Below are 24,021 nucleotides of genomic sequence, written 5' to 3'. Positions count from 1 at the left end.
TGGGATCTTAAGCATTTAACAGTGTTTTAGATAGTGTATTGACATTTTTCTAGCTATATGGTAGTATCTACGTTGTAAAAAAATTAACAATTACAGATAAGAAATTTTAGGAGAGTGATATTATGCCTTTAAGTTATTTTAGAATTCCAAAGGATATAGTCTTTGGAGAAAATGCATTAGAATATTTATCTGGTTTAGAAGGTAAAAAAGCAATACTTGTAACTGGTGGAAGATCTATGAAAAAATTTGGGTTTTTAGATGAAGCAAAATCACAACTTGAAAAAGCCAATATGGAAGTTGAGATATTTGACAGTGTTGAAGCAAATCCATCCATAGAAACAGTAAAAAAAGGTGCTCAAGTTATGATAGATTTTGAGCCTGATTGGATAGTTGCAATAGGTGGAGGTTCCGCATTAGATGCTGCAAAAATAATGTGGACTTTTTATGAGTATCCTGATTTGAAATTTGAAGAAATAATAGAACCAGGTACAATTCCAAAACTTAGAAATAAAGCTAAATTTGTAGCCATTCCGTCTACTAGTGGTACAGCTTCAGAAATCACAGCTTTTTCTGTAATAACTGATACCAAAAACCATATAAAGTATCCTCTAGTTTCAGGAGAGATAACACCAGATATAGCTATACTTGATCCTGCAATACCTTCAAAAATGCCTAAGCATATAACTGCCAATACAGGTATGGATGTGCTTGCTCATGCCATTGAAGCTTATGTATCTACTGCAGCATCTCCTTATACTGATGCCTTAGCTATACAAGCTATTAGATTAGTCTTTGATAATCTAGTTGAAGCTTATAACAATGGAAATAATATGGAAGCTAGAAATAATATGCATAATGCCTCTGCTATGGCAGGTATGGCCTTTACAAATGCATCTCTTGGTTTAATCCATAGTCTAGCACATAAAATAGGTGGAGAATTTGGAATAACTCACGGCCTAACTAATGCTATATTACTTCCCTATATAATTCAATACAATAGAAAATCAACAGATAAATTTGATAGATTAGAAAAAGAATTAGGTATAAAAGATTTATCTGAAGAGATAAAAGAATTAAATAAGAAATTAAATATTCCTCTAAACTTTAAAGATGTAACTGAAGTAGATATTCCTGAAGATAAATTCAAGGAAGTCCTAGAGAGAATGAGTAAGAATGCCTTTGATGATCCTTGTACATTAACTAATCCTAGAACATGCGATCCTAAGGCTATAGAGATGATATATAAATCTGCATATTATGAAAATGATATAACAGAATAATATTACACCTAAAACCTTAAAAATACTATTATATTTAAAATCACTTGTCAAAATTAATTAAACTTTGACAAGTGATTTTATTTTATTTCTTCTATAATTTTAGATATAGTATCTAATCTCTTTTCATTTAATCCTAAGTCTTCTCCTCTTAAAGAAAGTATCTCAATTCCATTTTCAAAAGCATAGTTTAATAGTTCTCTATTTCCACTATTTATGCCTTCTAAACTTTCACCTAAATCAATAACATATTTACATTTATTTATATACTCTTTCCCCTTATTTATTTTATCCATTCTAATATCTATAAAACTGTCTTCCACAATGGTTTCATTGGCTAAAGACTTGGATATATTAAATGCCATATCATTTTTAAACAATACACCACTATAAAACCCAATATTTTTCTTATTTAAACCCCTATATAGAATATTTGCCTTTTCTCCTCCACCAACTACAAAGACTTTTGCTTTTTCAGTTGATTTTGGAAGCTCAACATTTCCCAATATAGTATTAAAACAACCCGAGCTTAAATTATAGGCCTCCTCTATCGCCTTATCAGTTATAACTTCCTCTGGTGGACCATATTTAAATATTTTTCCATCTTTAATCAATATTACCTTATCTGCAATTTTAGAAACTAAATCTATTTCATGGAGAGACATAATTATAGTCTTTTTCTTTTCTATAGATAATTTACTCAATATATTTAAAAGCTCTATCTTATATCTAATATCTAGATAGGAAGTAGGCTCATCCAATACCATTGTATCCGCTTCTTGACAGATAGCCCTAGCTATCATTATTCTTTGTTTTTCACCATCACTTAAAGCTTTGAATTCTTTATCTTTTAAACTTTGTCCATTTACAATATTAATAGATTCTTCTATTATTTCTCTATCTTTCTTACTAAGTTTACCCAGGTGATTAGTATGAGGATATCTACCTATGGATACAATTTCTAGGGCTGTCATCATCTCAGGAGCAATTCTCTCAGTAAGAACTACAGACATTTCCTTGGCTCTTTGTTTTGCTTTCATACAATTTAATTCTCTTTCTAATATACAAAGAGATCCACCTAAGATTCTCAAATGGTCTGTAATAGATTTTAATATAGTAGACTTACCACTTCCATTAGGTCCTAGTAGACAAAGTATTTCTCCTTTTTTTAAATCAAAATTAACATCTTCTACAACTGTTTTTTTAGAATAACCTACTTTTAAATTTTTCGATTGTAAAAAACTCATACTCTCTTCCTCCTATTAGCCATAAGCCATATAACTAAAGGTGCCCCTATGAAAGAAGTAACTGTACTTATAGTAAGTTCTGTAGGAGAAAATAGGGTCCTCGCAAAATAATCTGCCAATAAAGTAAAGCTAGCACCTAATAAAAATATAGCAGGTATCAATATCCTAGGGTTTGAAGTCTTGGTTGTCAATCTAGTTAAATGAGGTACTGCAATACCTACAAAGGATATTGGTCCAGCAAACGCTGTAACACAAGCTGAAAGCATACTAGATAAAGTGATCAATAAAAATCTAAACATCTTTATATCTATCCCCATACTCTTTGCATAATTTTCTCCCAGCAAATATGCTTCTAAGGGTTTAGATAAGAAAAAAGTAAAAATTATAGTAGGAGGTATTATCCACATGGATAGTTTTAACATGTCCCATGTAACAGCAGAAAAACTACCCTGGGACCAATTATGTAAACTTGCAATATCATTTTCAGATGCAAATGTAATCATAAAATTTGTTCCAGCTGATGCAATATAACCTATCATAATGCCTATGACAATAAGTACAGTTATACTATCTGCTGACTTAGCAAAAAACAATACTAGTAGCATAGCTAACATACTTCCTGCAAAGGAAACTAAAAATAATCTAAAGGGTCCTAAATCTATAAATGGTAATGTTGCTGATGTTAGTATAAAAAATCCAACAAATAATTTAGCTCCTGAAGATATACCTAATACAAAGGGCCCTACTATTGGGTTTTTAAAAAAAGTTTGGAGCAAAAATCCAGCTATGGACAATGCTCCTCCAAATAATACTGCACTTAATATTCTTGGTATTCTTATTTTAAATAATATATTTGATTCCATTGTAGAAAGTTCCCTATCATTAAATATAGTATCCATTAGATCTTTTAAATTCAATTCTACTGACCCTTTTCTAATATTGATACCTACAGATATAATAAGTAGTAAAATTAATACTAGAAAAATAATTGGTGTTCTAATTTTTTTCACTATATCTACTCCTAATCTTTTATATTATTTATTTCATTAAATAAAAATACTCTGTCTCTTCTATTTCTCCATGTGGAGTATAGAATATATCATAATATTCTTCTGTCATATCTGCTACTTTTTCTCCCACTTGCCAGAAGTTTCTCTTTAGACCCCAAACCCTTCCTTCTTGAAATACCTTTGTATCAGCTAGGTAATCTGCCGCTTGTAACATATCATCTAAACTTTGTATGCTATGTCCAGAAACACTGTCATATATTAATATGTCTGTTCCATCCATAGTTTTATAAAATTCTTCTGGTGTCATCCCTGTAGAGCCTCTTTCTTCAACACCTAAGTCTGCTGGATGATATGCTCCTCCTGCCATCTCCATATTTTTCACTTTATATCCTTGTACATGTGTAACTCTAAATGCTTGCTTTGAAGATGAAAAATAGGCCATAGTTACTTTTGGTTTCTCATCTGTACTCTCTTCAATCTTTTTAGCTACTGCGTCTATTCTAGCTAATTCTTCTTCAAAATATTCTTCCGCTTCTTCCTCTTTGTCTAGTAAAGCAGCTATAAATTTAGTCCACTCTAATCTTCCCCTTGGATCATCTTCAATATATGACCCCATGCTTAAATATTTTAATCCTAATTCATCAAACTTAGGAAATAATTTCTCTTCACTTGACTTAGATAATAAGTTTACACTTGGATTTATTGATTGCAACAATTCATAGTCTAAAGCACTACTTTTACCTACATACTTTGCATCTCCATTTTTTACTCTTTCAGCCATATCTTCTATTTTCCATTTTTCTTCTTCATAAGTTACTGCAACTATTCTATCTACTTCATCAATTGGTCTCAACCATGATGGATCTATAGTAGAGTATACTGCAAAAGTGTCTACTGGTTGTTGAATTACAGGTAGTTCTTCCTTCATCTCTGGGATTTCTTTTCCCTCTGGAACTATAAGTACTTTTCTATCAGACGCATCTGTTACAATTTTGTATCCATCTTCATAATAATCTACTGCAAAATGCTCTGCATATTTTAATTCTAATTTCCCTTCATGAACTAGGCCTGTATTTTCGTCAATGACCTTTTCACTTTCTCCACCATTAGACTCTTCTTCATTAACCACTTCATTTCCAGTTTCAATATCATCCTTTGATTCTTCTTTACATGCTACTAGAGATAATGATAAAATTAAGGCCATTATCATAATCCCTCTTATCTTCCAATTTTTCCTGTTCATATTTACTCTCCTTTTTATTAAAACTATTATAAAATTTAAATAGTGGAATAAAAAAAACTCCTTTCGGAGTTTAATTGTCAATGGCTACTTTTTATATAATATATAGTAACGACGACAAAATCTTCCCACCGAAAATCATGTGAAACATTAGTTAGGTATCCTGACTTACACTTCATCCTCCTTCTGCCTTCCCAGTTTTAACCAGTGGCTTATAGAACTTGTCCATGTTTACAGTAGCGGGGGCTGTATTGGCATTTAACCAATTTCCCTAATGTCTATAGTAGACTTCTAATGCTTAAATATTAAATTTTACATTGATAATCATATATTAAATGTATTATTATGTCAATAATTGAAATTTACCTCCCTAAAAGAAATCAAAATCTAAAATTAAAATATTACATATTATTCCTATAATGTAAAATTATTTATCTAAAATTATAATTACAAAACTTTTACCTTTATAGTCATTTTTTATATTGTATATATAATATTATTTTCCTAATACTAATTTAGAAGTAAAAAAATTAGGAGGAGACTAATGAAAGAATTTAAAGCACAGAAAATATTAAATGGAGATAAAAATCAGAAAGTAACTTATAAAAATCAATTAGTATGGTTAGAACATGTAGACGAACAAAAAGGTGAAGCTCTTGTTTCAGTAATGGATACAGGTGAAAAAATGACTGTTCCTATAAACGAATTAGAGTCAAAAGGATCTGGTCTTAGATAAAATTTATATCTATTTTGATTAGTAGTACAATATTTTTTTAATTACTTTTTATTAAAATAAATAGTGTTTGCCAATTTATTTAGGTGAATACTATTTATTTTTTATTTTAGTAATTTAATTATTACTAGTTGTTTTTAATTAATCATTTTTTAAAAGTATTTTATATATTCATTAAAATTTCCTACATTCTAACCGATTATTATATTATGAGATATTTATATAATTAGAGGAGTGAATTATCATGAAAGGTACTATTGTTTCAGCATGGGTCCAAACTTGTAGAGAAGTCTACGGAGAAAATATAACTAATGAATCACTAACGCACTTTAATATAGATAAAGATAGATTTTTTACACCTTCTGAAGATATTGAAGATAGAGTTGCCCTAGGGATTGTTGAGTATATTGCAGGTAAAGTAGGTAAAAGTTCTGATGATATATGGAAAACTATTGGAAATCACAATGTAATTACTTTTTCAAAAGTTTATCCTGCATTTTTCAGATACAAAAATCTATATTCTTTTCTTCAAGCAATGTACGATATACATGTAGTTGTTACTAAAAGAATACCTGGTGCTAAGCCACCTATTTTAGGAATAAAACCTGTAGATAAATATACAGCACATATGACCTATTCTTCATCAAGGGGAATGTTTTCATATTTTTATGGGATGCTAGAAGGAGCAGGTAAATATTTTGAAGAAGAAATTACAATAGAAACTATTGAAAAAACAAATGACTTTATAAAATTAAGTATTAAATTTCCTGAAGAAATCTACTATAAGAAAAATTTTATCCTAAATAAAGCTTTATCTTTAGGATTTATAAAAAATATGGAAGGGAAAATAGCTCTAGCTTCCCTTTTGTTTGTAGGAATTCCAAATGTATTATTATTTAAATTTGCACCTACTAAAATAGCTATACCAACCAGTTTGCTTCTATCTGCAATGATTCCATTCTTATTTAGTAAGGGACTGTTTAAACCATTAAAATATATTAAAAGTTATTTAGACGAATTAAAAGATAAGGACTTTTCTTTTATTCATAATATCTCCACAAATGATTTTTTTGAAGATATTAATGAAAAAATAAGAGAAATAAAAGAATCTATAAAAGCAGACTTTGTAGGTCATAAGGGAACTACAGATGAACTAAATGTATTTGCTGATAAATTTGGCACTATTTCAAGTAATATGAGCTCTACTTCAAATGAAATATCTGCTATTATTGAGCAAGTTGCAGAAGGGGCTATAAATCAAGCTTATGAAACAGAAAAAGTATCATCCCAGTTAAACAGATCTATTACAGCTTTGAACAAAGTAGTAAAAAAAGAAAATCAGGGTAAAACTGATTTAGAATCCTCTGTAAATGTTATAAATAAAGGATTCGAAGACTTAAAGCTTACTACAAGTAGTTTAAATGATGTTTTATTACAGTTTTCTCAAGTAAGATCTAGAGGAGAAGACCTACAAAATAGAGCCAATGAAGTACGAGACATCGTAGCCACTGTAGAAAAAATAGCAGAGCAAACAAATCTACTAGCCTTAAATGCAAATATTGAGGCATCAAGAGCTGGAGAGTTCGGACGAGGCTTTAGTGTTGTTGCTACAGAGATTAGAGATCTTGCAGAGGGCTCTAAGGGTGCAGTTCAAACTATTAATTCTAATCTAGAATCCTTTATTAAAGATATAGATGAATTTGTATTTGATATTTCAAATCAATACAATGTTTTGGAAAATGAAAATCTCAAACTTAATTCTGTAGCCGAAGAAAATGTAGACTCAATAAATTCCATAAAACAAGTTTCTGAGCTGATTATAGAGCTAATAGCCCAACTCACTAAAGAAGCTGATAATATTAACTCTATCTCTCAAGGGATAGAATCATTGGGAGCTATTGCTACAGAAAACTCTGCATCCTCTGAAGAAGCATCTGCCAATATACAAAATTATACAGAAGAAATCAAGAAAATGACTAAAAATATCCATGAGTTTAAAAATGTAAGTATGCAGTTTAGTGAAGATTTAGAGTCCTATATATTATAAATAAAAAATAAAGACGAGGAAATCCTCGCCTTTATTTTTTTAAATACTTCTTCACCATCTCTGAACCATGAAGTTCTTCTTTTATCTCTTTTTCATCTATACCTAATTCTCTAGAAAGTAGCTTTCTAACCCTGGGTCCACAATGATTCCCCTGACAAAATCCCATACCTGCTCTAGTTCTTCTTTTTACTCCATCTACAGTTACAGCACCTCTCTTTATTGCCTCTACTATTTCTCCTTCTGACACAATCTCACATCGGCATATTCTTTCGCTAAATTTAGGATCTTCTTTTGTTAAAACTTGTTTTTCATGATCATCTAATCTATATACCCTAGGAATTCTTTTTCTATTAGGATTAAAATTTTCTTTTTTATTTAATTCTAATCCTATATCATTTAATATTCCCTTTACATATTCCCCTATGGCTGGAGCAGATGAAAGGCCTGGTGATTCTATACCTCCTACATGAACTATACCCTTCATGTTTTTTGATGGATATATCATAAAATCTCCAGTATCAGGTTTAGCTCTTATCCCTGTAAATACTCTTATGGTTTTATTTAAATCTATATTTGTTACAGATCTTTTGCCTAATTTATCTATAGTTTCTAAAGATTCTTCTTCTGTTGGAGTATGGTCTATAGTTCCAATTATCTCAGATGTAGGGCCTACCATAGTATTTCCTTCATATGTGGAAGTAACTAAGACCCCTTTACCCTTTTGAGAAGGTGTTTGAAATAAAACCTTATTCAAAGTGAAGTTCCTATCTTTCCTAAGTAATCTATATACTCCCTTAGTGGGAATAATTTTAAAATCAAAATCTCCTGCCATATTTGCCACTTTATCAGAATTTAATCCTGCAGCATTTACGACAAATCTACTCTTATAATCTCCACTATTAGTCTTTATTAATATATGATCTTCTCTTTCTTCTAAATCTAATACTTCTGTCTCTGTCTTTAAATGTACTCCATTTTCCATTGCATTTTCCATCATAGCATATGTATAGTTAAAGGGATCTACTATACCTGCACTGGTACAATAAAGGGCTGCAAGTACATCCTTAGATATTAGAGGTTCTATTTCTCTAGCTCTATCTCCATCTATTATTTCTAATCCCTTAGCCTTGTTTGCTATACCTCTGTCATAGAGTTTTTGTAAAATATCCTTATCTTCCTGATTAAACCCTAAAACCATAGATCCTATATTTTTATAGTCAAATTCTAGCTCCTCAGATAATTCAGGATACATTGATGTTCCCTGAACATTTAATTTAGCTTTTAGTGTTCCTGGCTTTGTATCATATCCTCCATGTATAATTGCACTATTCGCCTTGGTTGTCTCCTGACAAACTTCAGTATTCTTTTCTAATAATAGTATATCTAGCTCATATTTAGATAATTCCCTGGCAATAGAAGTTCCTATTGCTCCTCCGCCTATAATTACTATATCCTCCATTGTAATCCCCCTTAATTCTATTTTTACTAAGTATCCTATGTACTATCAATTTCACATATTTACTTAAAAGCTTTTAAGAACCCTCATTATAACTTTAGATACCCTATATAAATTATTTTATTTAAAATTTACAATGTTTTAATTATTCATCTCAACATATCTATGTTATAATATCTGTAATACATATAATAGACCAGCTATTAAAAGTCAATAAATAATTTAATTTATTTTACCTTTGTGATTATAGAATTTCTGTCAGAACCCGTCAAGGGAAAAAGAGCCCCTTGACAGAACCTGCCATAAATTCTTATGTAAAATTAGGCAAAACAAATAAGCCTAAACTGTGTGTACAAAATTTAGGATGATAAATAAGCTATACAAGTGATTGTTACTTGATATCAGGCACATAAGGTTCATTATCACGCAATACAGCAAATATAATATTACACATTTTTCTAGCAACTGCACCAACTGCAGTTAAATGGTGTTTACCACGTGCTTTGAGTGACTGATAATAGACAGATAATGCCGGATCTTTAAATGCAGCTACTGTAGCTGCTAACCAAATTGCTCTACGAAGATACGGAGAACCACGTTTAGAAATTTTAGTCTGTGTACCAACAAAATCACCAGACTGTTTTACAGCAACATCAAGGCCAGCATAAGCAACAAGTTTAGGAGCAGTTTCAAAGCGTGAGATATCACCAATTTCTCCAATGATTATGGCTCCAAGAACATCACCAATACCGGTAATAGTTGTGATAACTTGATTGGTTTGATGTAGCAAGGTTGAAATTTCGATTTCTAGTTCTTTTAATTGTTCTTCAATAAAGTTAATTTGAGCAATAATTTGCTTAATTTGAAATGCAAATGCATCTTTAGCAAAACTGACTCCAAAAGTATTAATAGCTGATTCTTGTATTTCAGAAGCTTTAGACAAACCAAAACGGCCTCTGCTTGCTTCTGATAAAAGTACTGTAAGAGTATCAGTATCAACAGATACCATATCTTCAGGAGTTGGATATTTTGAAAGAAGTTCTCTAGAAGTTACTCCAAAGGTATCTGAAAAGAGCTTGGAGTATTCAGGAAAAACTTGATCTAAAAGAGCAATACACTTGCGTTTCCAATCAGAACATTCATCTACTAAGGCAAGGCGATACCGAGATAATTGACGTAAAGCCATAATATCCTCATTCGCCAAAGATGTGGATGAAAACTGTCCGAAACGCATAATTTGAGCAATGATAAAAGAATCTTTAGAATCATTCTTGGTTTGCCTAATATACATTTTTCTAAAAGCATCTGATTGAATAGGATTGATAACATAAACAGTAAATCCAAGATCAATTAGATAAGAATACAGGCTAACCCAATAATGACCAGTAGCTTCCATACCAATAATTACCTTAGAGGTATCAGCTTCAAACTTATCAAGTAAAGCTGCTAATTTAGCACAGCCAGCTTGAGAATTTGAGAAAGAAATACTTTTAGCGAGAAGCTCACCATTAGAATTAATAATAGAAGCTTCGTGGTTTTTCTTAGCAATATCAATACCAACATAAAACATAAAATCACCAGCTTTTAAAATATTAACAGATAAAGTCTAGAACCTCTCTACTTTACACAATACAACCTCGTTAGATATTCAGTAACTAGGTACTATCCAGCTCATTCGCATATGGATGTAAAGAAGAGGCGTAACCCTATTTAAGGAAGACAACGCTTCAAGGAGGTAGACTACGACCCCTATCTGTACAACTATTATCTCACAAGATTAGTGAGATAGAAAAGAGATTATAGTTTAATAACTATAACTTTATTATACGAGGAGGTATAAAATGTTAGATTTATTAATAAACAGACGTAGCATAAGAAAGTTTAAGAATAAAAGTATTCCCAAAGATGTCATTGAAAATATCTTAAAAGGAGCTCTTACTTCTCCCTCTGGAAAAAGGATTAACCCCTGGGAATTAATAGTAGTAGATGATAAAAAAATACTATCCAAACTTGGTGAAACTAGAGGTGCTTCTTCAGCTCCAATATCTAATGCTCCTTTAGCTATAATTGTAGCAGCAGACCCTAAGGCTACAGATGTATGGATAGAAGACTCTAGTATTATGTCTATTGTTATTCAACTTTTATCTCAATCATTAGGTCTTGGTTCTTGTTGGATTCAAGTTAGAAATAGATTTGATAAAAAAGAAATCCCAATAGAAAATACAGTTAAAGAACTGTTAAATATACCTGAGAATTATACTGTAGAGTCTATGATTGCCATAGGATATCCTGATGAAGAAAAGCCTTCCCACAATATAAAGGATCTTAGTTTTGAAAAAGTGCACTATAATTCATTCTAGTGCACTTTTTAGCAGTTTTCTTTAAACATCCATTCACAGATACTAATCTCCATTTCTGCTTCTCCCCTTACGGGGTAATCCTTAGCTAGGTCCTTTAATTCTTGGAAATACTCTAAAGCTCTTTTTTCATTTTCATTATAATATAATTCATATGCTACTAAAAATCTCTTTTTATTTATCATAAATTTAGCAGCTTTTATATATTTTTTAAGACTTTTGCTATATAAGCTGTCTATATACTTTTTATCATTATTCTGTATTAATTCTAAAAATATTCTTTCAAGATTTATTTCATTTCTATATATAGGTACTATTTTAGAAAGACATGGAATCAAGGAATTCAAAGTTTCATGAGCCTTCTTTATATCTAGTTTATCTAAATACCAACTATACTCTATAAGCTTAGCACTAGTATTTAACGGATTTGATAAATCTTGTATTTTGTCTAATTCTAAATTTTTAAGGTCTATATCCTTTAGTCTCTTTCCAAATGTTAGAAGGGCATTTACCTTTAACTGCATATAAAAACCCATTCTAGATTCTCTATCTTTTATCATAGTAAGTATATTGTGTGCATCATTTGGAACTCCTCCTATTTTAAAAGGAATGCCATTAGTAATAACTACAAATATCCCAGCTACTAAGAAAGCTAAGGCTATTAAGTCATAGGGAGAATTTAATTTGTTTAGAAGTGTAAAACTGAGTATTGAAATAATCAAATTTATTAAAACTCCGCCTAAATTATATATAACAAATGGAAATTTTTCACCTTCCATTTCTGGAGGCATCATTAAACATTGCCCTGCAGTTCCAGGTATGTTATACTTTTTGATTTTAAATTTCTTATCTTCTATAACTAATGTTAGAGATCCTACTCTAAAAGATACAAACTTATACCCTGTTAGGAATCCAAAGATTAAATGTCCTAATTCATGGAATATAATATGCACTATAAAGGCCAAAATAAATATTATTAAGAACAAACTCAAACGGAATAAATTATCTCCTAATTTAGATATAATGGATAAATTAGGATAATATGAGCTAATAAATCCCATAAATATACCAATCAATAAACATATTATTATATACCACTTAAATAGTTTAGTTTTCTTATTCCCCTTAGTTTTTTTCAAGCTTTAATCTCCTTTATCATTATAAATATTATTGCTCCTTGATAATACTCTATTTTAATAAGACTGTCAAAGCTAAAGTAGGTGTTTTTTAAGCAGATATTTGAATTTTACTATTTAATATATAAAAAAATTTCATTAAAAAAGCTTGAAAAGCTACTTGCTTTTCAAGCTAAATTTATTAATCTGTTTCTAGTAAATTCCCCTCTATATCATAAACATATTCTACATCCTCTAATCCTTGCTTTTCTATATCTACTTCTACTATTACCATTCCATTATCCACTTCTAAAGTCCAATTATCTATTTTAGCCTCTTTCCCTACATCGTTCAAAGCTTTATCTACAATATCTTGAACTTTTTCTACATGCTCCTTAGTAATTTCTCTTTTTTCATCTAAGTTTACATCTACATCTGTATCTTTTTCTACAATATCTCCAGTTATGGGATTTATCTCTATTTCATATTCATTTTCTTCACTGTATCCTTCTACTTTATAAAGATATGATCCAATATCCTTATCTAATTCTAATTTCTCTACCTTTGTACCTGGATATTTTTCCATATAGCTATCAAAGGCGTCCATAGGTGTTAATTTTATATCCTCATATGCCACATTATTATTTCCTTCATTTGTTGTGTCTGAGTTAGGTGTCTCATCTACTACATTAGATTGATCTTCTTTATCTTTAGTATCTCCATCATCCATTGTACAAGCAGTTACAGAAAGCGCCAAAATCAATACAAATGACAAAATCCATTTTTTCTTCATATATTACATCCTTTCTTTTGTTTGTATACTATAGTTTCTCCAGAAATTAGAAATATATAATAAAATGTACCATAGAATATAATAATTATCTATATTATCTATCCCAATATTCTTCCTTACCTATCTCTTTTATTACATTTTTCAATTCTAAACTGTCCACCGAGTTAAGAGTCTTATTATATAAAGCTTCTTCTTCATCCATATTAAGATTGTTATCTAGGGCGGTTTTTAATAGTTTTTTAAATAAGTCTTTGTCTTTTTTAGATACACTATCCATATTATTTAAACCTTCATTTACTTTTCTTGTATTCATTTTCATTAGACTTATTTCTCCACTATTCAATGTAGATATTGCCTTTTCATAGTCTTCTAGATACATATCTATATAAACTATATTTATAGATCTATATGTTGTTGCCTTTTCATAACTTTCTCTTGCCTTTAAAAAGTCTCCTTCTGTTATATGATACATAGCTTTTATATTATAATACTTTGTATCCCTATCCTCCTCAGGTATTCTTTCTAATACTTTTTGTACTGATTTTTTATTTTCATTTATTTCATCATTATGCATAAATTCTATTACTTCAAAGGAAAGACTATAATCTCTATACTCCTGATCATATACTTCAGCATATTTAAGTGCTTTTGGAATATCTTTTTTCCCCTTTTTCCATCCTATACTATAAAATCTAGCTAAATAAAATAAAGCTTCCTTATCCTTTGGATTTTCAATTAATTTATCTTCGTAGTGTGAAATAGCTTCTTCATATTTCTTATCTAATATGAGTTTTTCACCTTCTGTTAACTCTTCATCTATTTCTACACTGATAAGATCTTCATAATCACTTATCAATGTAAGACTACTACCTATTAGATTATCTTCTCTATCATAGGCATTAACTATTATAGGATATTCTGCTCCTGGTATGAATGAAGCAAATATTCCCGTTGGATTAACTACTTCATCTTCTCCTCCAAAGGAAATAATTCCTATTCTTCTATCTAAATTCCTTATATTAAAATTCATGCTATTATTTCTTAATTTCTCCTCTCCATTTTTATCCTTTAATGGAATCCTCGAGAATCCTCCAGCTCTTTCCTTTGGATTAGTAAAACCTATAGATTCTATCTTGTAATAATCTGCTCCTATTACTTCACCCCAAGATATATGAAGGTCTTCTCCATCTTTTATTACAACCTTTTCTTTAGGATTGGTTATTTCCATTGGTGTGGCAAAATCAAAGTTAAATTCTATATCTGAGTTTAATTCTATGGATCTTATATCTTTTCTTAAGAAAACCCTATTATATAGTTGGGAAGGATGTAGCCCAATCCCTATTTCATAAACTCCTTGTTTTAATCCTAATGTCTCAAACTCTCCATTCTCATCTGTTATGGCATCAGGGATTTCTCCGCCAGTGGAAAATACTCCTATATCTTGGTTTAAATACACCTCTACAAAAGGTAACCCCTTGCCATTATGACTTACTCTTCCTCTAACCTTATATTCTCCCTGGGATTTATCTATATGATTTTCAATATCATATTGGTCTAAAAATGAATTACTCCCTCCAAAATAACCACTTAAATAACTAATTTTTAGCTGAGAATCATTTTTCCCTAGGATTTCATAATATTCCTTAGCCTTTTCTACATTATCTAGATGTAAATTCACATCTCCCATTAATTGATAATATTTTGCATCTATTTCTTGTTCATCAAAATCATCTAATATTTCTTTTGACATTTTATAGTCTTTTTGTACAAAATAATAATAGGCTTCATAGAGTTTGCTCAAATATTTTATTTCCTCATTTTTCTTATCTTTTCCCCAATCTATCCAATAAAGCAATCTATCCATATCCAATGTAGCTATACTAGTATCTAATAGTTTTAAATATGATTTACTAGAATATTCATCTTTGTAGTTTGTTTTTTCATCCTTTAGCAATATACTTTCAAATAATTCCATTGCCTTTTCCATGTTTTCTGGAGCTGTATTTTCACCACCACCCCAACCACTAAACTTGATTTGATATTTTTCAAATCCTTTTATTAAACTTTCTGCGTATCCATATAAACCTTGTTTTTCATTTACCTTTATTGGGCTAGCCATATAATTATTATAAAAGGCCTCTGCATTCTCAGAACCTTTATTATTTAAATAAGTAGCAATTTTTAAATTTACAATAGGTGCTATAATTAGTATAGAAAACAAGGATAAGAACACAAACACTATTAAGACCTTGACCTTTATCTTTATCTTTATCTTTGACTTCATTTTATACTCACCTCTTTCTTACTTGTCATAATGATTTGAGAACCATTTAAATTTATTATCTCTACTTTTTCTGTAGTTATAAAATCCTTAGGAAATATACTTATTCCTAATATTAATATAAATCCTATTATGGCAGGAGTTAGTGGGACTTCAATTTCCATATTTAAGAAATTATTTACCTTCTCCAGTAAACTAACTTTTCTACTTCCCATAATACTATCTACAGTCTTAGAAGATAATTTCAAATCTATACTTTCTTCTTCAAGTATATTCTTTATTTCATTTCCCATGGAATCCTTATAATTCATTTATTTTTCCTCCCTTACTTAAACTTTCGCCTAGTATCTTCCTACCCCTGGATAATTTACTTTTTATAGTACCTTCCTTTTCATTTAATATCTCACTAATTTCTTTTATACTAAAGTCATCAAAGTAAAAAAGTACTAATACTTGTTTATATATAAAGTTAATTTTATTTAACTCTTCTTTTAAAATCTCTTTATTTTCTTTATCTATTATAATCTCTTCCATATTATATTCACTACCATTATAATCCTCATAGGGTACTGTAATGATTTTATTTCGATATCTGTCTCTTATAGTATTTTGTAGTATTTTATATATCCAAGTATATAGTGAGCTGTTTCCCTTAAATCCTTTAATATGTTTAAAAACTTTTACAAATGTATCCTGTACTATATCTTCAGCTTCTTTTTCATCTTTTATCATAAGAAAGCAAGTTTTAAGGAGTTTATTTCCATAAATATCTATGAGTTCCCTGTATGCTTCTTCTTTACATCTTTTTAATGCCTTTATTAATTCTTTTTCTCCCAAACTTCTTCCCCCTTACATCTATTAGACTATATCTTTCTAAAAAGGTTGCATTATACAAGGAATTTGTTGTAAATCTGAAACCATGTCGCCACTATAATAACATAAAAATGACTAGCTATCATATAGTAGCTAGTCATTTTATCCCATATAAGGACTATTCAGCCTCATAAATCAGCTCATTATCATTATCTTTAATTAAAAATACCTTTTCTATCTCATCATCGATAAAATCTTCCATACCATTTTTTATTTTAATCTTGGCACTGATGCTGCAATTAGAACTCAATATTCTAGGTACAGGCATGAGTTCACATTGGATATCATTCTTCTTACATTTTCGTTGGAATTTTATAGCACCTGAGTGTGTAAAAAACAAAACCATATATTCCATTTCTATTTCCTAGCCTCTATTGTGAATATATCTCCCTCTTCTTTAACTGATACAGAGTATCCTGAATGCTTTAAAAATCTTTGCACATTTTCCTTTGCAGTATTATTATCTACTATTATATTTGCTCCTTGAGGATTTTGCTCTAATGCCTTTTTAGTCATTAGTACTGGCTGAGGACAGCTCATACCACATGTGTCTATTTTATTCATGATACCATCTCCTTGTTTTTATGATTATTTTTAACTAAACTATCTGAATTAAAATAGGAAATAACACCTAAAAATACAAAGCCTATAATTGCAGCTATCTTTCCATTTGGAGTTGTACCTGCTGGACTTGAAGCTAATCCAAAATTATGAGTTAGAGCAGCTCCTACTATCATTCCCATTACAGAGACAACAGAATCTACATTACCTTCTCCAGATAAAATAAGTTGTCTAAGAGGACATCCTCCTAATAATACTGATCCCCAACCTACTAATGCCATACCCAAGAAGTTCCATAATCCATCAGTATGTGCTACAGGCTGTCCTTCAAATCCAAGATTAAAGAATCCAAAGGCCAAATTTGCAATAAAGCTAGACAGTATTATTGAAATAAATCCAAGTAAAAGATAATTATCTCCAAAGAGAATCATATCTCTAGTGCCTCCAACCATACATAGTCTCGTTCTTTGAGCTAATACTCCTACTATTAGACCTGCTGCAAGTGATATAAATATAGGTGCAGCAAAAGATCCTGGCCCTTCTGCGCTAAAGAAGATAAACCCTGGTGCAGATAAAAGTAATAGCAAAAATCCAACATTTACAGCTGGAAATATATATCCTTCTATTTTAGGCATCTTATAATTTCTTTTTAGATTAAATCCTTTGTTTAAGAATTGAACCCCTATAAATATTCCAAATACAAATCCAACTATTCCTACTATAGCATTTAAGTCTCCTCCTCCAAGTCTCAATACCATTCTCAAAGGACATCCAAGGAATATCAATGCTCCTATCATCACCACTATTCCCAACATAAATCTAGTAAAAGGTGCAGAACCACCTCTTGATTCAAATTCCTTGTTTTTAAAAGATATTAAGAAGGCACCTAATACAAGGCCTATAATCTCAGGTCTTATATATTGGACAACTCCTGCTCTATGTAGTCCTATCCCCCCAGCTATATCTCTTAGAAAACAAGCTATACAAAAGCCCATGTTTGCAGGATTTCCAAAATATACTAATAGTACAGATATTATTCCTACTATTCCTCCTGCGAAAATAATTCCTTTTTTCCCCTTCATCCATATTCCCTCCTATTATTTGTGTTTATCAATAGTTTAACAATGTCATTTTTTAAAGTAAAATAGATTTTACTAATAATTTCCAGATATGTTATAAGAAAAACTAATAGTCATTGTATAAAGTTTTTTTAAATAATATAATAGTTATATAATTATGAATTTATTTATCTAAAATATCCAAAAGGGGTAATGTCATGAAATATATTTATTTAGACAATGGGGCAACTTCTTTTCCTAAAGCTCCTAGGGTGGCAGATAGTATATCGGATTATATTCTAAATATAGGAACTAATGTAAATCGTGGGGCTTATAGTCTATCCTATAGTGCTGAAAATACAGTCTTTGAAACTCGAGAGCTTATATGTGAACTGTTTAATTTTGATAAGCCAGAAAATGTTGTATTTACAAAGAATATAACAGAGAGTATGAATATATTGATAAAGGGCTTATTAAGACAAGGTGATCATGTCATAGTATCATCAATGGAACACAATGCAGTTATGAGGCCTTTAAACTCTCTTAAAGACAAGGTAGAGTATACTAGGGTCCAATGTAATAAATTAGGAGAATTAAATATTGATGATGTAATAGATTCAATTAAACCTAATACCAAAGCTATGATAATGTCTCATGCTTCAAATGTGTGTGGTACTATTTTAGAACTAGAGAAGGTAGGAAAGGTATGTAAAGAAAATAATATATTATTTATAATAGATAGTGCACAAACAGCAGGATTTCTAGATATTGATTTTCAAAAGCTAAATGCAGATGCTATAGGTTTTACAGGGCATAAAAGTTTATTAGGTCCTCAAGGAATAGGTGGATTTATAGTCAATGATAAAATTGTCAATGAAATGAACACCCTTATTGAAGGAGGAACCGGAAGTCTATCTGATACTGAGATTCAGCCAGATTATATGCCTGATAAATTCGAAGCAGGAACACTAAATATCCCTGGTATCTATGGACTAAATGCAGCCTTAAAATATCTATTGAATCAGGGTATAAAAAATATCAGAGAAAAAGAAATCTACCTTATTGATGAATTTTTAGAAGGTATCATCAATATGAAAAATATTAAACTTGTGGGTAAGGACACATCCAATGGCAGAACTGGGATACTATCTATTGATTTTATTGACAATGATAATGGTCTTGTTGCCCATAAACTAAGTAAAGAGTATGCCATCATGACTAGAAGTGGTTTGCATTGTGCACCATCAGCCCATAAAACTTTGGATACTTTTCCAAGGGGCACTGTGAGATTTTCTTTGAGTCATTTTACTACTTTGGAAGAAATAAAATATTCCATAGATTGTATAAATAATATATCGAGTAAAGGAAGGTAGTATTTTGGAATTCAATCAATTAGAAAGCTTTTTAAGTGTTGTAAAACATAGGAGTTTTTCAAAGGCTGCTAAAGAACTATATTTGACCCAGCCAACTATTAGCAATAATATTCAGAACCTAGAAAAGGAACTAAAAACTACTCTTCTGGATAGGAAGGGCAAGACCATAAATTTAACACATTCTGGTAAAGCCTTCTATAAATATGCTGTAGAACTCATCAATATTAGAGAACAAGCCAGATTTAATATTATAAAACAGTCAAATAATATTGAAGGTACAATTAATATAATTGCAAGTTCTATTCCTGAACAGTATATTTTACCTTACATAATCAGAGACTTTACAAAAAAGTACCCAGGAGTTTCCTTTTCTGTGGTTCAAAAAAATTCCAAAGGCATAGTAGATGATATTTTAAAAAACAGAGAAAACTTTGGAATAGTAGGGGCAAAGTATGCTTCTAGGATGTTGGAATATATAGATTTTTATGAAGACCAGCTTGTATTAGCTGTACCTAATAATGAGAATTATTCAATGTATACTGATGAGTCTTTAGATATGGATATCTTGTTTTCAGAAAGATTTATCTTCAGAAAAGAAGGTTCTGGAACAAGAAGATTAATAGAACAACATCTTTTAGACAACAATATAAGTCTTGATGACTTAGATATAACATCCCTAGTGGATAGTAATGAAATGATCAAGAAGATGATCGAATTAGAATTAGGAATTAGTTTCATTTCAGAAATATCTATAAAAAATGAAATTGCTTTAGGATTAATTAAGTCTCTTAGATTAAAGGATTTGGACTTAAAACGTAGTTTTTATTTTGTATATCATAAAAATAGAACCCTATCTCCTATTGTTGAAGTTTTTAAGAATTTTTTAATTAATTGGGAAGGTATTTAGATAAAACAGTCTTTTTACAATTTCATAAGTACCATATCATATATCCCCTTTAAAGTGCATAAGTATAGACTTATACACTTTAAAGGGGATATTTTATACAGAAATCCATTACAGATTGAATTCAAAAAATATTTACATATATTTCGCAATAATCCATAAATTCAGACTAGACAAATTTTCCCTTATAGATTATTATTACTATAAGATTTATTTGAACACATTTAAAGGAGGGAATGGTTGATGGAAAATAAGCAGCGAGAAAATTGGGGTTCACAAATTGGTTTTTTAATGGCAGCAGCTGGATCAGCAGTTGGTCTAGGTAATATTTGGAGATTTCCATATTTAGCTGGAGAAAACGGTGGTAGTGCATTTATTATTGTCTATTTAGTATTCGCAATTATAATTGGTATAAGCATTATGATTGCAGAGTTTGCAGTTGGTCGTAGAACTCAACTTGCTGCAGTTGGATCTTACAAGTCCATAAATTCAAGATGGACATTTGCTGGGGTTCTAGGAGTTTTAAGTGCCTTCTTTATAATGGGCTTTTATCCAGTAGTAGGTGGATGGTCATCAGCTTATGTAATAAAGTCATTTACTGGACTTCTTTCAAACCCAGCTGAGATTGAAAATGCTTTTAATGCTTTTATTGGTAATCCAATTGTACCAGTAGTTTGGATGTTATTTTTCTTATTAATAAACATATTAATTGTAGCAAAAGGTATTTCAGGTGGTATTGAAAAAGCTGGTAAAATATTGATGCCTACATTATTCATACTTTTAGTTTTAATTGCTATTAGAAGTGTTACACTTCCAGGTGCATCAGCAGGTCTATCATTTTTATTTAAACCAGATTTTAGCAAAGTAAATGGACAGACGATTCTTGCAGCCTTAGGTCAAGCTTTCTTCTCACTTAGTTTAGGTATGGGCTGTATGATAACATATGGTAGTTATTTAAATAAAAGTGAAAATATACCTAATAATGCTTTCATAGTAACAATAATGGATACAAGTATTGCTATATTAGCTGGTATTGCAATATTCCCTGCATTGTTTGCATTTGGATTAGAACCAACTGTAGGACCAGGTCTAGTATTCGTAGTTGTACCACAGATATTTGCAGCAATGGGAGGAATAGGAACCCTATTTTCCGGAGTTTTCTTTGTTGCCCTAACAGTAGCTGCATTAACTTCTTCTATTTCACTCCTTGAAGTTGTAGTTGCATATCTTATTGACCAACGAAGATGGTCAAGAAAGAAATCAGTTTATACTACAGGTGGAGTAATGGTTTTCACTGGTATCCTTTCATCATTGTCAATGGGATTAATGTCAGATTTCACAATTTTTGGAGTTGGAGCATTTGATTTCTTTGATATATTAACTGATAAGATATTCTTAGCTATCGGTGGTATGTTGATTGCAATATTTGTTGGTTGGTTTATGAAAAAAGAAGATTTACAAGATGAGATTACAAATGGTGGAACTGTTGAATTTAGCTTGTTTAACGCTTGGTATAATTTAGTTAAATATATAATTCCAGTTGCAATAGCCATAGTTGCATTTATTGGTATAACATCAATTGAACAAACTGGATTAATGATTTTTGGAATTGGAATAATATTAGTTTTGGGAGTATTTTCTAGGAAACTTTAGTTAGATAAATAAAATTAGCAGAAAATATAATATTATATTTTCTGCTAATTTTATTTTTACAATGTAATTATCTCATATCCATCTTTTATATAATCATACATGGCAGGATGACCATTTGCATTTCCCTTTATAGGAATTCCTAAAGTTTCATTATATTCTAATACTCCCATTTGGGCTGAACAAGCCTTACATATACTATCAAATAGTCCTAATTCTTTAACCTTTAGGTACATTTTGTTTTCCTCTTGTTCTAAAGTTTTTAATAGTTTTACGGCTTCACCTTCTACTATGATTTTAGTATCTACTCCCTTTTCATGTAGATCAGCTGCATTAATAAGTACATGCATAAAACACATTTTTTCTCCCTTAAATGGGAAAAAGGCTATCTTTTTCATCTTTATCACTCCTAATATAGATTTATTAATCTTATACCCTAGTTATAAATATATTCACTTTAAAAATATCTATTTAAACACTCCGAGAAATTCTTTTTTCAAAAAATGATTCTACAAAATTCTTTTTTAGTATATTCCTTCAAAAGCTTTTTCTCTGCAATAAATGCAATCAAAAATGTACATATTCCTACAGCCAATCTTCTTAAAGAAAGTATTGTACCTACAAAACTTTCAGCATATCCTAATTCCTTTAAATATATACCAAAAAAACCATTGAAAGAAGATGATGTGAGACTATATAAAAACACTATAAATATGAATTTTTTTATTATTAAATTTAAATTTTTAAATCCCATGGATTTTTAACCCTGTGAACTTTAACATAATACCACCCTAATTTTAATTTTTAAATTGATTTGTTTCCTACACTAAGTTAGACCATATTCCTGATGTCAGCAATATGGTCTGATAAATTATATTTACTATTTATATATGTTACTTTGTCCTTTTTTATTACTTATTTAACTTAACCAACTTCATTAAAACAATAATAGGTAGGAATAAAATATAAAGTATTGTTTTCACTTAAATTACCTCCTCTTGTACTTTTAAATGTAGGCCAGAAATACTAAATTTACAAATAAGCCATAGATCTAGGTCTATGGCTTAAAATTATCTATCCTTTATGAGGATATAGTAATATTATAATATCTTTATTCAAATACAACTTCTATTTCTGATGAATCATAAATAGCATCCCATCCTTTGGAATCAAAAATATGAAATTTCAATTCCATGGTCTCAATTGATGTGATATCATTATCTTCTAAATCACTTTCAAAAAAAGTTATTTTATCATAAGCTTTTTTCCCTTTCACAATTTCACTAGAAAATATAGGATCCACCATAATTCCATTAATAGATACATCTCTTGCTTGGACAGTTATATCTTTGTCACTATTGTTTTCTATATACAAATAGATATCTGCTCCCCAAAAACTATCTTCACTATTTAACTTTTTCATTACAATCTTAAATCCATTTTGTTCCAAAGCTACAAATCCACTGTCATCATATTTCTGTACATATGATGGATCTACTGAAGTTGATATATTAATTGTCTCAGTATCTATAATTTCATCCCAACTGTCTGAGTCAAATATATGAAATTTAAAATCTATATCTTTAATCTTGTCTATATCTGCTAATTTCAATGTAGAACTACTAAAAGTAATTTCATCATTGGCCTTTTTTCCACTGACAACATCGCAAGAAAACATAGTATCTACCATTAATCCATTGACAGATGAATCCCGTGTTTGAACTGTTATAGATTTTTGGGTATTGTTTTCTACTAGTAATTTAAGGGATGGTCCAAATATATTTTCTAATTCTAGGGATTTTAAAGTAATCTTAATTCCATTTTGATCAAACAATATCTGTTCTTCTACACTTATTTCTTCATCCTGTGATTCTTCTATTTCTTCATTATTTTTTTCTTCTCCACTAATATTTTTTTCACTAACTTCACTTGCATTTACATCTTTTTCACTATCAGATGATTCGCATCCTATAATAATTGTTAAAATTAATACTAAAGCTAATATAAAAGATACTCTTTTATAGTTTTTCAAAATAACCAGCCTCC

Annotated in this window: 23 protein-coding genes and 1 riboswitch; of the genes, 7 read left to right on the top strand and 16 right to left on the bottom strand. The window is 30.0% G+C overall.

The window, feature by feature from the left end; genetic code table 11:
• The first annotated feature begins 122 nt into the window (after nt 1-122).
• Nucleotides 123-1,280 (top strand): iron-containing alcohol dehydrogenase, encoded by a 1,158-nt coding sequence (locus AC4PG3_RS04670; RefSeq protein ID WP_492197905.1) that lies wholly within the window; start codon nt 123-125, stop codon nt 1,278-1,280.
• Between the two features lie 77 nt (nt 1,281-1,357).
• On the opposite strand, the gene AC4PG3_RS04665 is transcribed toward AC4PG3_RS04670, so the two are convergent.
• The 3 genes from AC4PG3_RS04665 to AC4PG3_RS04655 are packed head-to-tail and all read right to left on the bottom strand — an operon-like array spanning nt 1,358 to nt 4,777.
• A complete protein-coding gene (locus AC4PG3_RS04665) occupies nt 1,358-2,524 on the bottom strand; it encodes an ABC transporter ATP-binding protein (protein ID WP_492197904.1) in 1,167 nt (388 codons plus the stop codon).
• A complete protein-coding gene (locus AC4PG3_RS04660; RefSeq protein WP_492197903.1) occupies nt 2,521-3,534 on the bottom strand; it encodes a FecCD family ABC transporter permease in 1,014 nt (337 codons plus the stop codon). Before AC4PG3_RS04660 ends, AC4PG3_RS04665 begins: the two co-directional genes overlap by 4 nt.
• Before the next feature lie 28 nt (nt 3,535-3,562).
• Nucleotides 3,563-4,777, bottom strand: a complete 1,215-nt coding sequence (locus AC4PG3_RS04655) for an ABC transporter substrate-binding protein (protein ID WP_492197902.1) — start codon at nt 4,775-4,777, stop codon at nt 3,563-3,565.
• A 133-nt stretch (nt 4,778-4,910) separates the two neighbouring features.
• A riboswitch (cobalamin riboswitch) is annotated at nt 4,911-5,084 on the bottom strand.
• A 234-nt stretch (nt 5,085-5,318) separates the two neighbouring features.
• On the opposite strand from AC4PG3_RS04655, the gene AC4PG3_RS04650 reads away from it, so the two are divergent.
• Nucleotides 5,319-5,510, top strand: a complete 192-nt coding sequence (locus AC4PG3_RS04650; RefSeq protein WP_492197901.1) for an H-type small acid-soluble spore protein — start codon at nt 5,319-5,321, stop codon at nt 5,508-5,510.
• A gap of 241 nt (nt 5,511-5,751) precedes the next feature.
• Nucleotides 5,752-7,554, top strand: coding sequence for a heme NO-binding domain-containing protein (locus tag AC4PG3_RS04645; protein WP_492197900.1), 1,803 nt, complete (start codon nt 5,752-5,754; stop codon nt 7,552-7,554).
• 31 nt (nt 7,555-7,585) lie between these two features.
• Here the strand turns inward: AC4PG3_RS04645 and AC4PG3_RS04640 are convergent, their stop codons facing one another.
• Nucleotides 7,586-9,013 carry an NAD(P)/FAD-dependent oxidoreductase gene (locus AC4PG3_RS04640; RefSeq protein ID WP_492197899.1) on the bottom strand — a complete coding sequence of 476 codons (1,428 nt, stop codon included), beginning with the start codon at nt 9,011-9,013 and terminating at the stop codon, nt 7,586-7,588.
• Nucleotides 9,014-9,401: 388 nt separating this feature from the next.
• The gene (locus AC4PG3_RS04635; RefSeq protein ID WP_492196428.1) at nt 9,402-10,580 is read right to left on the bottom strand and encodes an IS110 family RNA-guided transposase; all 1,179 of its coding nucleotides are present in this window, start codon (nt 10,578-10,580) and stop codon (nt 9,402-9,404) included.
• Nucleotides 10,581-10,851: 271 nt separating this feature from the next.
• Here AC4PG3_RS04635 and AC4PG3_RS04630 point away from each other — a divergent pair, with 271 nt between their 5' ends.
• Entirely contained in the window at nt 10,852-11,370 is a 519-nt protein-coding gene (locus AC4PG3_RS04630; protein WP_492197898.1) for a nitroreductase family protein, read from the top strand.
• Between the two features lie 8 nt (nt 11,371-11,378).
• On the opposite strand, the gene AC4PG3_RS04625 is transcribed toward AC4PG3_RS04630, so the two are convergent.
• The 8 genes from AC4PG3_RS04625 to yedE all read right to left on the bottom strand — a co-directional run bounded on the left by AC4PG3_RS04625 (nt 11,379) and on the right by yedE (nt 18,072).
• Complete coding sequence (locus AC4PG3_RS04625) at nt 11,379-12,506, bottom strand: site-2 protease family protein (protein ID WP_492197897.1); 1,128 nt, start codon at nt 12,504-12,506, stop codon at nt 11,379-11,381.
• Nucleotides 12,507-12,684: 178 nt separating this feature from the next.
• Nucleotides 12,685-13,275, bottom strand: coding sequence for a PepSY domain-containing protein (locus AC4PG3_RS04620; protein ID WP_492197896.1), 591 nt, complete (start codon nt 13,273-13,275; stop codon nt 12,685-12,687).
• A 94-nt stretch (nt 13,276-13,369) separates the two neighbouring features.
• A complete protein-coding gene (locus AC4PG3_RS04615; RefSeq protein ID WP_492197895.1) occupies nt 13,370-15,559 on the bottom strand; it encodes a tetratricopeptide repeat protein in 2,190 nt (729 codons plus the stop codon).
• Nucleotides 15,556-15,867: a hypothetical protein gene (locus AC4PG3_RS04610; RefSeq protein ID WP_492197894.1), complete on the bottom strand. Its 312-nt coding sequence runs from the start codon at nt 15,865-15,867 to the stop codon at nt 15,556-15,558. Before AC4PG3_RS04610 ends, AC4PG3_RS04615 begins: the two co-directional genes overlap by 4 nt.
• A complete protein-coding gene (locus AC4PG3_RS04605) occupies nt 15,857-16,393 on the bottom strand; it encodes an RNA polymerase sigma factor (RefSeq protein ID WP_492197893.1) in 537 nt (178 codons plus the stop codon). Before AC4PG3_RS04605 ends, AC4PG3_RS04610 begins: the two co-directional genes overlap by 11 nt.
• Before the next feature lie 154 nt (nt 16,394-16,547).
• Nucleotides 16,548-16,784, bottom strand: coding sequence for a putative Se/S carrier protein (locus AC4PG3_RS04600; RefSeq protein ID WP_492197892.1), 237 nt, complete (start codon nt 16,782-16,784; stop codon nt 16,548-16,550).
• 2 nt (nt 16,785-16,786) lie between these two features.
• Nucleotides 16,787-16,993, bottom strand: a complete 207-nt coding sequence (locus AC4PG3_RS04595; RefSeq protein WP_492197891.1) for a sulfurtransferase TusA family protein — start codon at nt 16,991-16,993, stop codon at nt 16,787-16,789.
• Nucleotides 16,990-18,072, bottom strand: a complete 1,083-nt coding sequence (yedE, locus tag AC4PG3_RS04590) for a YedE family putative selenium transporter (RefSeq protein WP_492197890.1) — start codon at nt 18,070-18,072, stop codon at nt 16,990-16,992. Before yedE ends, AC4PG3_RS04595 begins: the two co-directional genes overlap by 4 nt.
• Nucleotides 18,073-18,266: 194 nt before the next feature.
• On the opposite strand from yedE, the gene AC4PG3_RS04585 reads away from it, so the two are divergent.
• The 3 genes from AC4PG3_RS04585 to AC4PG3_RS04575 all read left to right on the top strand — a co-directional run bounded on the left by AC4PG3_RS04585 (nt 18,267) and on the right by AC4PG3_RS04575 (nt 21,978).
• Nucleotides 18,267-19,421 (top strand): aminotransferase class V-fold PLP-dependent enzyme, encoded by a 1,155-nt coding sequence (locus AC4PG3_RS04585; protein WP_492197889.1) that lies wholly within the window; start codon nt 18,267-18,269, stop codon nt 19,419-19,421.
• 4 nt (nt 19,422-19,425) lie between these two features.
• A complete protein-coding gene (locus AC4PG3_RS04580) occupies nt 19,426-20,328 on the top strand; it encodes a selenium metabolism-associated LysR family transcriptional regulator (protein ID WP_492197888.1) in 903 nt (300 codons plus the stop codon).
• A 240-nt stretch (nt 20,329-20,568) separates the two neighbouring features.
• Nucleotides 20,569-21,978 carry a sodium-dependent transporter gene (locus tag AC4PG3_RS04575; protein ID WP_492197887.1) on the top strand — a complete coding sequence of 470 codons (1,410 nt, stop codon included), beginning with the start codon at nt 20,569-20,571 and terminating at the stop codon, nt 21,976-21,978.
• A 56-nt stretch (nt 21,979-22,034) separates the two neighbouring features.
• On the opposite strand, the gene AC4PG3_RS04570 is transcribed toward AC4PG3_RS04575, so the two are convergent.
• From AC4PG3_RS04570 to AC4PG3_RS04560, 3 genes are all read right to left on the bottom strand, one after another.
• The gene (locus AC4PG3_RS04570; RefSeq protein WP_492197886.1) at nt 22,035-22,373 is read right to left on the bottom strand and encodes a cytoplasmic protein; all 339 of its coding nucleotides are present in this window, start codon (nt 22,371-22,373) and stop codon (nt 22,035-22,037) included.
• A gap of 98 nt (nt 22,374-22,471) precedes the next feature.
• A complete protein-coding gene (locus AC4PG3_RS04565) occupies nt 22,472-22,729 on the bottom strand; it encodes an MFS transporter (RefSeq protein WP_492197885.1) in 258 nt (85 codons plus the stop codon).
• 357 nt (nt 22,730-23,086) lie between these two features.
• Nucleotides 23,087-24,007, bottom strand: coding sequence for a hypothetical protein (locus AC4PG3_RS04560; RefSeq protein WP_492197884.1), 921 nt, complete (start codon nt 24,005-24,007; stop codon nt 23,087-23,089).
• Between the last annotated feature and the right edge of the window lie 14 nt (nt 24,008-24,021).

The organism is Tissierella sp. QWL-11, from assembly GCF_058683765.1.
Note: the sequence above shows the minus strand (reverse complement) of the source record. Positions and strands in the feature narration are given on the sequence as shown.

Coding starts and splice junctions, on each gene's coding strand:
- AC4PG3_RS04600 (WP_492197892.1), bottom strand. CDS start 16,784: ATGGAATATATGGTTTTGTTTTTTACACACTCAGGTGCTATAAAATTC.
- AC4PG3_RS04570 (WP_492197886.1), bottom strand. CDS start 22,373: ATGAAAAAGATAGCCTTTTTCCCATTTAAGGGAGAAAAAATGTGTTTT.
- AC4PG3_RS04585 (WP_492197889.1), top strand. CDS start 18,267: ATGAAATATATTTATTTAGACAATGGGGCAACTTCTTTTCCTAAAGCT.
- AC4PG3_RS04610 (WP_492197894.1), bottom strand. CDS start 15,867: ATGAATTATAAGGATTCCATGGGAAATGAAATAAAGAATATACTTGAA.
- AC4PG3_RS04595 (WP_492197891.1), bottom strand. CDS start 16,993: ATGAATAAAATAGACACATGTGGTATGAGCTGTCCTCAGCCAGTACTA.
- AC4PG3_RS04645 (WP_492197900.1), top strand. CDS start 5,752: ATGAAAGGTACTATTGTTTCAGCATGGGTCCAAACTTGTAGAGAAGTC.
- AC4PG3_RS04665 (WP_492197904.1), bottom strand. CDS start 2,524: ATGAGTTTTTTACAATCGAAAAATTTAAAAGTAGGTTATTCTAAAAAA.
- AC4PG3_RS04640 (WP_492197899.1), bottom strand. CDS start 9,013: ATGGAGGATATAGTAATTATAGGCGGAGGAGCAATAGGAACTTCTATT.
- AC4PG3_RS04615 (WP_492197895.1), bottom strand. CDS start 15,559: ATGAAGTCAAAGATAAAGATAAAGATAAAGGTCAAGGTCTTAATAGTG.
- yedE (WP_492197890.1), bottom strand. CDS start 18,072: ATGAAGGGGAAAAAAGGAATTATTTTCGCAGGAGGAATAGTAGGAATA.
- AC4PG3_RS04630 (WP_492197898.1), top strand. CDS start 10,852: ATGTTAGATTTATTAATAAACAGACGTAGCATAAGAAAGTTTAAGAAT.
- AC4PG3_RS04655 (WP_492197902.1), bottom strand. CDS start 4,777: ATGAACAGGAAAAATTGGAAGATAAGAGGGATTATGATAATGGCCTTA.
- AC4PG3_RS04620 (WP_492197896.1), bottom strand. CDS start 13,275: ATGAAGAAAAAATGGATTTTGTCATTTGTATTGATTTTGGCGCTTTCT.
- AC4PG3_RS04670 (WP_492197905.1), top strand. CDS start 123: ATGCCTTTAAGTTATTTTAGAATTCCAAAGGATATAGTCTTTGGAGAA.
- AC4PG3_RS04650 (WP_492197901.1), top strand. CDS start 5,319: ATGAAAGAATTTAAAGCACAGAAAATATTAAATGGAGATAAAAATCAG.
- AC4PG3_RS04575 (WP_492197887.1), top strand. CDS start 20,569: ATGGAAAATAAGCAGCGAGAAAATTGGGGTTCACAAATTGGTTTTTTA.
- AC4PG3_RS04565 (WP_492197885.1), bottom strand. CDS start 22,729: ATGGGATTTAAAAATTTAAATTTAATAATAAAAAAATTCATATTTATA.
- AC4PG3_RS04635 (WP_492196428.1), bottom strand. CDS start 10,580: ATGTTTTATGTTGGTATTGATATTGCTAAGAAAAACCACGAAGCTTCT.